Source organism: Salinispora cortesiana (assembly GCF_000484695.1).
GTDB lineage: Bacteria > Actinomycetota > Actinomycetes > Mycobacteriales > Micromonosporaceae > Micromonospora > Micromonospora cortesiana.
The window spans coordinates 48,105-58,750 of sequence record NZ_AXVR01000031.1 but is presented as its reverse complement, the minus strand read 5'-3'; the positions used below and the strand labels follow the sequence as shown (position 1 = coordinate 58,750).

Annotated in this window: 10 protein-coding genes and 1 pseudogene; 3 read left to right on the top strand and 8 right to left on the bottom strand. The window is 71.9% G+C overall.

What is annotated here, in order from left to right:
• A pseudogene (locus K228_RS0115015) lies at window positions 1–279 on the top strand (IS701 family transposase); the annotation flags it as partial.
• Window positions 280–702: 423 nt separating this feature from the next.
• On the opposite strand, the gene K228_RS27235 reads toward K228_RS0115015, so the two are convergent.
• The 4 genes from K228_RS27235 to K228_RS27230 form a co-directional block, all read right to left on the bottom strand.
• Window positions 703–1,023, bottom strand: coding sequence for a winged helix-turn-helix domain-containing protein (locus K228_RS27235; protein WP_245603481.1), 321 nt, complete (start codon window positions 1,021–1,023; stop codon window positions 703–705).
• Window positions 1,024–1,199: 176 nt separating this feature from the next.
• Entirely contained in the window at window positions 1,200–1,427 is a 228-nt protein-coding gene (locus K228_RS0115000; RefSeq protein ID WP_018723813.1) for a winged helix-turn-helix domain-containing protein, read from the bottom strand.
• Window positions 1,428–1,586: 159 nt separating this feature from the next.
• A complete protein-coding gene (locus K228_RS0114995) occupies window positions 1,587–1,787 on the bottom strand; it encodes a winged helix-turn-helix domain-containing protein (RefSeq protein ID WP_245603480.1) in 201 nt (66 codons plus the stop codon).
• Between the two features lie 227 nt (window positions 1,788–2,014).
• Window positions 2,015–2,251, bottom strand: a complete 237-nt coding sequence (locus K228_RS27230) for a GntR family transcriptional regulator (protein WP_025619173.1) — start codon at window positions 2,249–2,251, stop codon at window positions 2,015–2,017.
• Window positions 2,252–2,675: 424 nt separating this feature from the next.
• Between K228_RS27230 and K228_RS0114985 the strand changes: the two genes are divergently transcribed.
• Window positions 2,676–2,945: a DivIVA domain-containing protein gene (locus K228_RS0114985; protein ID WP_029723602.1), complete on the top strand. Its 270-nt coding sequence runs from the start codon at window positions 2,676–2,678 to the stop codon at window positions 2,943–2,945.
• Between the two features lie 72 nt (window positions 2,946–3,017).
• Here the strand turns inward: K228_RS0114985 and K228_RS0114980 are convergent, their stop codons facing one another.
• From K228_RS0114980 to K228_RS0114970, 3 genes are all read right to left on the bottom strand, one after another.
• A complete protein-coding gene (locus tag K228_RS0114980; protein ID WP_025619171.1) occupies window positions 3,018–3,917 on the bottom strand; it encodes an ABC transporter permease in 900 nt (299 codons plus the stop codon).
• Complete coding sequence (locus K228_RS0114975) at window positions 3,917–6,766, bottom strand: alpha/beta fold hydrolase (protein ID WP_025619170.1); 2,850 nt, start codon at window positions 6,764–6,766, stop codon at window positions 3,917–3,919. The genes K228_RS0114980 and K228_RS0114975 overlap by 1 nt, the downstream gene beginning before the upstream one ends.
• 170 nt (window positions 6,767–6,936) lie before the next feature.
• Window positions 6,937–7,572, bottom strand: coding sequence for a class I SAM-dependent methyltransferase (locus K228_RS0114970; RefSeq protein WP_025619169.1), 636 nt, complete (start codon window positions 7,570–7,572; stop codon window positions 6,937–6,939).
• A 229-nt stretch (window positions 7,573–7,801) separates the two neighbouring features.
• Here K228_RS0114970 and K228_RS0114965 point away from each other — a divergent pair, with 229 nt between their 5' ends.
• Window positions 7,802–10,078 (top strand): AAA family ATPase, encoded by a 2,277-nt coding sequence (locus K228_RS0114965; protein WP_025619168.1) that lies wholly within the window; start codon window positions 7,802–7,804, stop codon window positions 10,076–10,078.
• Here the strand turns inward: K228_RS0114965 and K228_RS0114960 are convergent.
• On the bottom strand, window positions 10,072–10,581 hold the full coding sequence (locus K228_RS0114960; protein ID WP_025619167.1) for a GNAT family N-acetyltransferase: 510 nt from the start codon (window positions 10,579–10,581) through the stop codon (window positions 10,072–10,074). The genes K228_RS0114965 and K228_RS0114960 overlap by 7 nt on opposite strands.
• Window positions 10,582–10,646 lie beyond the last annotated feature (65 nt).

The window sequence follows — 10,646 nt, the reverse complement described above, 5'->3', positions numbered from 1 at the left end:
CAGCACCAGAACCGCCGCTGGACGTCCTGGCACCGCTGGACCACCCTGGCGATCCTCGCCCACGCCTTCCTCGCCGCCGCGACCACGCACCGCAGCCGCCCCGACCCGGCCGGGCTGATCGCGCTGACCGTCAACGAACTACGCCACCTGTTCAACACCCTGATCATCGAACCCGGCCGCCGCCGCTACGACCCACTGCTCTGGTCCGTACGCCGACGCCGTCACCAAGCACGAGCCACGACCAGCCACTACGCCCGACAAGCCCTCACCGAACCGTGATCACAATCCCCGGCTGGAGTACTAGCCGCTCCACAACACCCGACTCGATACATCGTCGGACAGGCCACAAACAGCCAAACGCACAACCAAGTCGCACTACCAGCCAACACGGGCCACTCGTCTCCGGCACGCCGGAGCGGGTGGCCCGTCGTCAGCTCAGGCAACGGCCCAACAGCGCAAACGCACCGCGCCGTTTACGTACCCAACCGTGGTGAATCAGCCAGCCAGCAGTGCAACCACCACGCGCCGCGTGGCGACACCGGTCGAGTCCGGCGCTCCCGGGATGGTTCGGCTGTTACCCCTGAAGGATCTACCCGATGTCTACCCTGCAGCGCTGCCGCCGTGCGAGACGCTGCTGCAGGACCGAGCGCAGTCCCAAGTAGGCGACCACGCCGGCGGCCAGGTAGAGCACGGCCTGCACGTTCAGGACAAGTACATGGGCATGGCGACGTCCCACGTGCTACCCGACGCGCTACCCCAACTCTGGACTTCCGAGACGTACGTTCCCTTGCCCTGGCGTCCCTCGACCAGTCCACGCTCCCGAAGTATGCGCAGCGCGGCTGGAGGAATGGCCACGAAGACGCCCATTCCCTGCCTACCCAGCAACTCGCCAGATTCAATGAAGATATCGATGGATTTACACACGGTGGCTGGACTCGTCTCGTATTGGTCCGCAAGTTCCCGCGTGCTGGGTAGCTTGTCACCGGGCTTGAGGATGCCCGCCTTGATCGAGCGCGAGGTCATCCCGGATGACTCTTCAGAGCGGGACGGCATGAGGCATTACCTCATCCAACCACTGGCACCTGCCAGGCCCATGACGACGCCCGCTGGGGCGCCTCCGAAGGCGCCCCCCGGCTTGGTGCACCGGAGCAGCACGGACGTGACCCAGCGCCGCAGTTCCCGACGGGCAGGACCGAGCTTCAACGGTTCGGCTGCCGGATATACACCCCTCGTCCCGGTGCGCCGACAGCGACTCCCCGATCACGCAGCAGCGCCACGGCGCGGGCAGCCGTGGAGATTGAGACGGAGTAGAGATCGGCGAGCTGGGAGTAGGACGGCAACTTGGCACCTGGCTCATACTCGCCAGCTTCGATGCGGGCGGTGATGTCCGCAGCGATGTCGGCATAGCTGAGCGGCAGTGCAGGCACGTCAGAGTCCTTTCGCCTAGGAGCTGGGACGACCCACCCGAGATGCAAAGGCCACCCACACCGAGGGCGAGCTGATCCGGCAGGGCTTTCGGCAGTGGCAGCCGCACTCACCCGGGCCAAGTACGAGGCAGGGCCACATCCCACGTGCTACCCGACGTACTACCCTAGCTCTGGGCGTTCCGAGACGTACGTTCCCTTGCCCTGATGCCCCTCGCCCAATCCACGCTCCCGAAGTATGCGCAGCGCGGTTTGGGCGGTGGTGACACTGATCTTGAAGTGGTCGGCAAGCTGCGCGTAGGTCGGCAGCTTGTCTCCAGGCGCAAGCTCACCCGCTCGAATCTGAGCAGTGATCGAATCCACGACCCGAATGTAGTCAGCGGTACGGCGGGACATGACGGTGCACTCCTCGCGTGGTAACTCTCCGCTAGCAAATTTCATGCAACCCTGGACACCGACTCGGCCTGGGAACGCGCTATGTCAGCAACTACACCCTCGACCGGCGACCTAGATTGCAGTCCCCTGCGGCGACCGGTGTCAACAAGGCTCGCCACGGACGGTCGCGAGGTCCGCCGGCGGCATCTAGCGCCTCAACGATCACTCGCTGGCGGAATGGCCACGAAGACGCCCATTCCCTGCCTACCCAGTAACTCGCCAGACTCAATGAGGATATCGACTGCTTTGCGCACTGTGACTGGACTCGTCTCATACTGGTCCGCAAGTTCCCGCGTGCTGGGCAACTTGTCACCAGGCTTGAGGATGCCCGCCTTGATCCGAGCGCGAAGGTCATCTCGGATGACTCTCCAGAGCGGGACGGCATTAGGCATAAGTTCATCTGACCACTCGCATTTTTGATCATGGTCGACAACCTTGTCTTTACCTGCATTGCTTGTAAAGTGTGCTACTGTCAGCTTCGGATTGAACACGAGCGACAAGAAGCGGGGGCGACAGTGTGTCTACCTGGGCCGACGGCCAGCGCTACCGGGGCGATCGAGCAGGTGACGGCGTACCCACGCGGGATGTGTCCCGCCGTTTCTTCTGCCACCGCTGCTGGGGCGGAGGGGCGAGGTAGCGCAGACGTGCTGGATCTGGGCGCCGACGCCCTGAACACCAGACGCCCGCTCGCGAACGTGTGCGACGTGGGAAAGGGCCCGGGGCGGGTGCCGGGCTCCGGCCGGTACGCCACGCGCGGACGTGCCGGTCGCCCCCGCCCGCCTCGGCGCCGCCCCCAACCCCCCGACCCGAGAGGACATGACCGCCATGATCCACCGAGCCCGACGCCTGTTCTCATCCCAGGTTCGCGCCGCGACCTTCGCCCGGCGACGTTGGCACGGCGACCTGGACCCCGAGCAGGTGTACGCCTATCTCGACCGCGTCGCCGACGAGCTGGAACGACTCACCCGGGAGGCGACCACCGCCCACGCCGAGGGTGAGCTGATCCGGCAGGCGTTGCGGCAGTGGCAGTCCCGACACACCGACTGCCAGCCCGCCACCACCCCGAACAGCCGATGGCGCCGCTGAACGCGGTGGACCGACCGCAACTGCCTGCCGCCAGGCGCTGAGCGCGGTGGACCGACCGCACCCGAAATGCCGTTAGGACACGACGTCCTTGCGGGTGAAGCGCCAGAAGGCCAGGCCCCAGAAGAGCGTCGCGTAGCTGATCGCCGAGATCGCTCCCCGGACCACGTCGTCGGTCTGGATCGGTGTGGACAGCAGGCCCAGCCAGGCGGTGCTGTAATGCGTCGGCAGGAAGGCCCGCAGCACGCCGAGGGCGGTGATCTGGTCGAGGATGCTGGACAGGATCCAGAGCAGCACCGCCCCGCCGACCGCGCCCAACGCGGCGTCCGTCGACACCGACAGCAGCACGGCCAGACCCGCCACCACCAGCAGTACGACGGCCAGGTAGCCGAGCACCGCCAGCAACCGCAGCAGCCCCTCCCCCGGCTCCAGCTCGGCGGCGACCGTGCTGCGCAGCGGCCCCCACCCGTAGCGCAGGGTGCCGAGCAGCAGCGCGGTGCCGGCGAGCAGGAGCAGCGCGAGCGCCGAGTAGGTGAGCGCCACCAGCAGTTTCACCGCGAGCAGTCGGGCCCGCGGCACCGGCACGGCGAGCAGGTAGCGCAGGCTGCCCCAGCTCGCCTCGCTGGCCACCGTGTCGCCGCAGAAGAGCGCCACCACGACCACCAGCAGGAACGACGCGGAGACGAAGAGGGCGAAGAGGGTGAAGTTCAGTCCGCCGGAGGTGGCGAACTCGACCAGGCTGCCGAACTCGCCGCGCCCGTTGTCGTCGTCGCCCGAGTCAAACTGGAACGCGATCAGGATGATCAGCGGCAGCAGCACCATGAAGCCCAGCGCGAGCTGGGTCCGCCGCCGTGACGCCTGCCGCCGGAACTCGGCCCGGAACGGCAGCGTGGCGAAGGGCCGGTAGCCCGCCGCCGCGCCGGACGGGGTGCCGCCGGAGTCGCCCGCGTTGGGCTCGACCGTTGTCTGCGCCATCATCGATCCCCGCTTCCCCGAGAGTTCTCGCCGACCAGGGCCAGGAACGCGTCCTCCAGGCGCCGCCGGGGCACCACCCGGTCCACTCCGATACCGGCCCGCACCAGCTCGGCGACCACCTCGCTGCGGGCGGTGCCGTTGGTGTCCACCACGAGCTGCCCGTCGCCGTCGGGCAGCACCGAGACGCCCGCCAGCCGGTCCAGCACCGCCCGCGCGGCCACCGGGTCGGTGACCTCAAGCAGGACGCTCGGCGACTCGCCGACGATCTCCTCGACCGGGCCGGACGCGACGATCTGCCCCTTGGTCACCACCACGGCGTGGGTGCAGGTCTGCTCCACCTCGGCGAGCAGGTGGCTGGAGACCAGCACCGCCCGGCCTCCGGTGGCGTACCGCCGCAGGACCCGGCGCATCTCGGCGATCTGCGGCGGGTCCAGGCCGTCGGTCGGCTCGTCGAGCACCAGCAGCTCCGGCAGGCCAAGCATCGCCTGCGCGATCGCCAGCCGCTGCCGCATGCCGTGGCTGTAGGTCCGGACCTTCCGGTGCACCGACGTGCCCAGTCCGGCGATCTCCAATGCCTCGTCGAAGTGCGCGTCGGCCCACGGCCGCCCGGTCGCCCGCCAGTACGCCGTCAGGTTGTCCAGCCCGGACAGGTGCGGCAGGAAGCCGGGGCCCTCCACCAGGGCTCCGATCCGGGACAGCACCGGGGCGCCCGGCACCAGCCGGTGCCCGAAGACATAGACCTCGCCGGCGGTCGGCTGGGTCAGCCCCATCAGCACCCGCAAGGTGGTGGTCTTGCCCGCGCCGTTCGGCCCAAGCAGGCCCACCACCTGCCCGGGGTGCACCTCGAAGTCGACGTTGGAGACGGCGACGAAGCCGTCCGCGTACTCCTTGCGCAGTTCCCGGACGGCGAGCGGGACGCCCGCGTACGCCGGGTGGACCCGGCTCTCCCGACGCCGGTGCCGGCGGCGGAGGACGGCGACGACCACGACGAGCCCGACCGCGATCGTGGCGAGCAGCCCGGCGAGTACCCAGCGCCAGACGACGGCGTCGGTGGGGATCGGCTCGCTGGCGACCGTGGGCAGGGTGACCGCCCCGCTCGCCAGAGCCACGCTGTAGACGGCCGGTTCGACCGGGGTGGCGTACGCCTGGTCGGAGGTCGCCACCACGACCCGCACCCGGTGCCCGGCCTCGACCCGGCGGACGATCGCCGGCAGGGTGACGGTGACCGGTTCGGCGTCCTCGACGGCCGCCGGTAGCCCCTCCAGCCGGATCGGCGCGACCAGCCCGTTCGGCAGGGTCGCTGACCCGTCTGCGGCAACGTCGTAGAGCTTGACGAAGAGCACAGCCGTGCCGGTCGGGGACGCGGCCCGGATGGAGACGGTCGGCGCTCCGACCACGTCCACCGCCGCCGGCAACGGTGCGGACTCGAACCGGGCGTGCTGGCCGGGGATGTCCCCGGCGACCCCGTCGAGCAGCGACGAGAGCTCCCCGGCGAAGGGCACCGACGAGATCGCGGCCGGGTTGCCGGCCGGCGGGTTGGCGATGGACTGCGCCGGACCGCTCACCGACACCGGCTGCTGGCCGGTGCCGTCAACGCCCGGGTAGCCGGTGGCGCGGAAGCCGGTGGCGACCAGACCCCGGTCGAGGGCGTCGAACCCGGCGATCCGGGAGAAGGTGAAGTCGTCGGCAGGGGCCGCGCCCTCGCCCTTGACGTAGTGGTCGAGCCACCGCACGGTCAGGTGCAGCACCCGGTCCGAGTCGGTCTTCGGGCCGTCGCCGCCGTCGTGCCCGCCGGTGAACCAGGCCACCTGGACCGGGGTGCCGGTCGCGGCGATTTCCCGGGCGTTCGCGTCCGCCTCGGTGAGCGAGAAGAGGGTGTCGGCCGCCCCCTGCACCAGCAGCGTCGGCGCCTCGACCCGGTCGAGCTTCCCGGCCGGGCTGGAGCGGCGCAGCAGTGCGACGGCGTCCGGGTCGGCCCGCCCGGTGGTGGCGATCCGCAGGTACGCGGCGCACACGTCGGCGGCGAACCGCCCGCAGGAGGGGTCAACGGCGCCGGCCGTGGTGGCCGCGTTCTCCGGGAGGGAGCCGCCGGGCACGGAACCGCCACCGGGGGCAAGGCCGCCGGGCGGGCCGGAGCCACCGAGGGGGGCGGGGCCGGGGTTGCCGCCGCTGCCGAAGAAGAGCCCGGCCCAGCCCTTCTTGAACACCCCCTGCTCCGGCCCCTCGCCGCTCTGCTCCGGCAGGAAGGAGCGCGCAAGGTCGTTCCAGGTGATCATCGGTACGATCGCGTCGACCCGCTGGTCCTGCGCGGCGAGCAGCAGCGCCAGCGCGCCGCCGTAGGAGCCACCGACCACCCCCACCCGTGGGTCACCGGTGGCGTCGGTGACGACCTCCGGGCGGGCGGCCAGCCAGTCCAGCAGGCGCTGCGCATCGCGGACCTCGTAGTCCGGGTGGTCCAGGTGGATCTGCCCGCCGCTACGGCCGAAGCCCCGCGCGGTCCAGGTCAGCACCGCGTACCCGCGGCCGGCGAACTCCTCGGCGTCGGCGCGGACCGACTCCTTGGTGCCGCCGAAGCCGTGCGCGAGCAGCACCGCCGGCACCGGGGCGTCGGCGGCCGCGGCGGGGGGCAGATACAGCGTGGTGTCCAGCTCGACCGGCTCGTCGCCGCTCGGCCCGGACCGGACGGTGATCAGCGCCGCCTCGGTGCGCAGGTCCGGCTCGGCGGGCCGGAGGGTCCCGGCGACTCCGGCGGCGAGCAGGACGACGACCACCGCCGCCGCCGCGGCCAGCGCACGCCGACGGGTGGACAGGGCGCGCCGGATCCACGCGGCCGGTGACGGCGATCTCATGTGGCACACGCTACGGGGGGAAAGCTGAGGATTGCCTGAGTGAACACAGAACGCACCACTGTCGGCGGAGAGCACCGGTCCGGGGCCGGGCTCGCGACCGGCCCCGGCTACCAACGCTGGCTGGGCGCCGGTCCGGTGCGGGACTGGGCGCCGGTCCGGTGCTGCCGACATCAACCGATGCGGCGGGCGGTGAGCACGGTGTCGTGGATGGTCACCGGCGTGCCGTCCGGTGTGGTGGCGGCGCGCGGGCGGGCAGCGCGGGTACGCACCTCCCAGTCGTCGGCGGGCAGGGCCTGCGCCAACTCGTCGGCCGTGTACAGCAGGTCAGGTTCCTGTAGTCGGCGCACGGCGGTGTCCAGGTCGCTGGGGTGGTGCCCGACGATCAGCAGGTGGCCGTCCGGGGCCACCCGGGTGGCGAGCGTGGCGAACACCCGTCGCCGCAGCGCCCCGGGGAAGTGCAGGTAGGACGTGGCTACCAGGTCATAGCGGGGGCCGTCGTCGGGCTGCCAGTCGCGAATGTCCGCCCGCTGCCACCGCAGTCGCTCGGCCAGGGAGGCGGGTACGCGCTCGGCGGCGCGGGCGAGGGCCTGCGCGGAGAAGTCCACGCCGGTGACCTGCCAGCCGTGTTCCGCCAGCCAGATGGCGTCCGCGCCCTCGCCGCAACCCACCTCCAGGGCCGTACCAGGGGCAAGGGGGGCGACCTCCTCGACGAGCACGGGATTGGGGTCGCCGCTCCACACCTGCCCGGTCGCGCTGTATCGCTGGTCCCAGTAGTCAACGTTGAAGATGGCGTCCAAGTCAGTCATCACAGGCTCCTCTGCCGATAACCGGATTACGCGGAAGTGCCACCCTCCGGCAGCACCACCCGAGCTCGCAAAGGTCCTTGCCAAATTGGCAAAGCAGGCGGGTGCCGAGTCCGCGCCGAAGCCGAGCCAGGTCCACCACGACCAGCGCCGTACCGGGACCTGGGGACGGCTGTCGCGCCACCGCAGCGGTTACCGAGACCCCTTCCGCGCACCGGCTAGGGTTCGGTGGGTGGGGGGACCGGAGCTCGTACTCACCGCCAGCCGACAGCCAGCCGCGCTCGACGCCCGACGGGGCGTCGTGCGGCTGCACCCGGAGGTGCTCACCACGCTGGGGATCCACCCCGGCGACCCGGTCCGGCTGGCCGGTCGGCGGGTCACCGCCGCCCGTGCCGCGGCGAGTGAGCCGGAGGCCACCCCCGGGCTGCTATACGCCGACGACCTGACCCTGGGCAACCTTGGCCTGCGCGACGGCGGTGAGGTCACCGTCGGCCCCACCCCGGTCACCGCCGCCACCCGGGTGGTGCTCACCGGCGCGCCGCAGGTGGTCGCGGCCATCTCCCCGGAGCTGCTCCGGCTCGCCCTCCTCGGCAAGGTGGTCACCCCCGGCGACGACATCTCGCTGCTGCCGCAGGAGTTGCCGCCCCCGGAGGCGCTGCCCCCGGAGGCGCTGCCCGACCCGGCGCTACGTGGCCTCCTGACGGCGGCCCGACAGAGCCTGGCCAACCGGGTCGGCTACGCCTGGACCAGCACCCTGCTCACCGTCACCGCCGCCGCACCGGCGTCGGCGGCGCTGGTCACGATGGAGACCACCGTCGGGTGGGAGCACGGCCCCGCCACTCACGGCCTGGCGGCGTCCCGGGCACTCTCCCCCGCCGAGGCCCTGCCCCGGGCCGCCTCGCCCACCGGGGCACGGGACGCCGAGCCGACGGAGACGACCGGCCCGACGGCGCCCACAGTGGAGGAGCTACCCGGGCTGCGCGCCCAGGCCGAGGAGCTGACCGAGCTGCTCGACCTCGGCTTCCACCGCGGTGCGGTGCTGCGCCGGCTCGGCACCACGGTGGCACTCGGGGTGCTCCTCGACGGCCCGGCCGGGTCCGGCAAGTCCGCGCTCGTGCGCGCGGTCGCCGACCGGGTCGGTGCGCGGGTTCGGCCGCTCTGGGGGCCGGAGCTCGCCGCGTTGACCAACTCGGCCGCCGCCGAGCAACTGCGGGCCGCCGCCGCCGCGGTACGCGTTGACGAACCCGCCGTCCTGCTGGTCACCGATGTGGAGGCGCTCGCCCCGGCAGCCGCGCCCGGCCCGGTGGCCACCGTCTTCCGCCAGGTGGTGGCCGAGGCCGTCGCGGCCGGAGCCGCCGTGGTCTGCACCACCAGCCGTCTCGACGCCGTGGACCCCGCCCTGCGTGCCCCGGACCTGCTCTCGCTGCGGATCAGCGTCCCGCTACCGGACGCCGCCCTGCGCCGGGAGCAGCTCGGGGTGCTGACCCGACCGGTGCCGCTCGCCGAGGACGTACGGCTGGACGAGGTCGCGGCACGTACGCCCGGTTTCGTCGCCGCCGACCTGGCCGCGCTGGTCCGCGAAGCGGGGGTCCGGGCCGCCCTGCGGCAGAAGACGGTCGAGCAACCCCGCATGACGATGGCCGACCTGCACGCGGCGCTGGCGGTGGTCCGCCCGACCACGATGGCCGCGTCGACCCTGGAGCTGGCATCGGTGACCCTCGACGACGTGGGGGACCTAGCCGAGGTCAAGCAGACCCTGACCGAGTCGGTGCTGTGGCCCCTCACCAATCCGGACACCTTCGCGCGGCTGGGGGTGCAGCCGCCCCGCGGGGTCCTGCTCTACGGCCCCCCGGGCTGCGGCAAGACGTACCTGGTGACGGCGTTGGCCGGCTCCGGCCGGGCGAACGTGCTCGCGGTGAAGGGCGCCGAGCTGCTGTCGAAGTGGGTGGGTGAGAGCGAGCGCGCGGTGCGGGAGCTGTTCCGCCGGGCCCGGGAGGCCGCGCCGACGCTGGTCTTCCTGGACGAGGTGGACGCGCTGGCGCCGGTACGCGGTCTGGCCACCGACGGCGGTACGGCCGACCGGGTGGTGGCCGCCCTCCTCACCGAACTAGACGGAGTGGAATCCTTACGCAACGTGGTTGTGGTCGGTGCGACCAACCGCCCGGACCTGGTCGACCCGGCTCTTCTGCGTCCCGGCCGGATGGAGCGGCTGGTCTACGTCCCGCCGCCGGACGAGGCGGGACGCGCGGAGATCCTGCGGGCGGCGTCGCGCACCGTGCCGCTCGCACCAGAGGTGGATCTCGGCGCGCTCGCCGGAGACCTGGACGGCTTCTCCGCCGCGGACTGCGCGGCGCTGGTCCGGGAGGCGGCGCTCGCCGCGATGCGCGAATCGCTCGCCGCGGCGACGGTGACCACCGCCCACGTCGCGGTCGCCCGCACCCGCGTACGCCCCTCCCTGGACCCGGCCCAGGTCACCTGGCTGGCCGAGTACGCGCGGAAACGTCAGTGAGCAGTCGGCGTGGCGTCCAGCGACAGCTCGGCGTGGACCTGGCCGTCCGCTTCGCGCAGCCGCGCGCCGCAGGTGATGAGAACGGAGAGCGCACCCCGGTTGTCGGGGGTGGTAGCCGCGACCACCCGGCGCATGCCGGCCGCGGCGGCCTTGTGGAGTAGTTCCCGGAGCGCGGCCGATCCGATCCCGCGGCCCCGCGCCGAACGCCCCAGCCACAGCCCGGTTTCGACCGCCTCCGGCTCGTCGCAGCGAGTCATCCGGATCACCCCGACGACCTCGCCGGCGGCCAGGACGGCGTACATCCGGGTGCGGGTCGGGCCCGGCAACCCGGCGAAGCTGGCCCGGTGGAACTCGCGGAACGCCTCCCGCCGGGCGTACGACCAGCCGGCCGGCGCCTCGACCGGCGGCATGACATCGGCCGGATCCGCCTCGGCCGCAGCTACGGAGAGCAACGACTCGAGGTTCCGTTCACTCACCGGTTCCAACCGCACATCACTCGCCACGTGAGGCAGTGTGCCGGGCCGATCAGCGAGCGTCCAGCTCAATCGGGGCGGACTGACGATCCGGA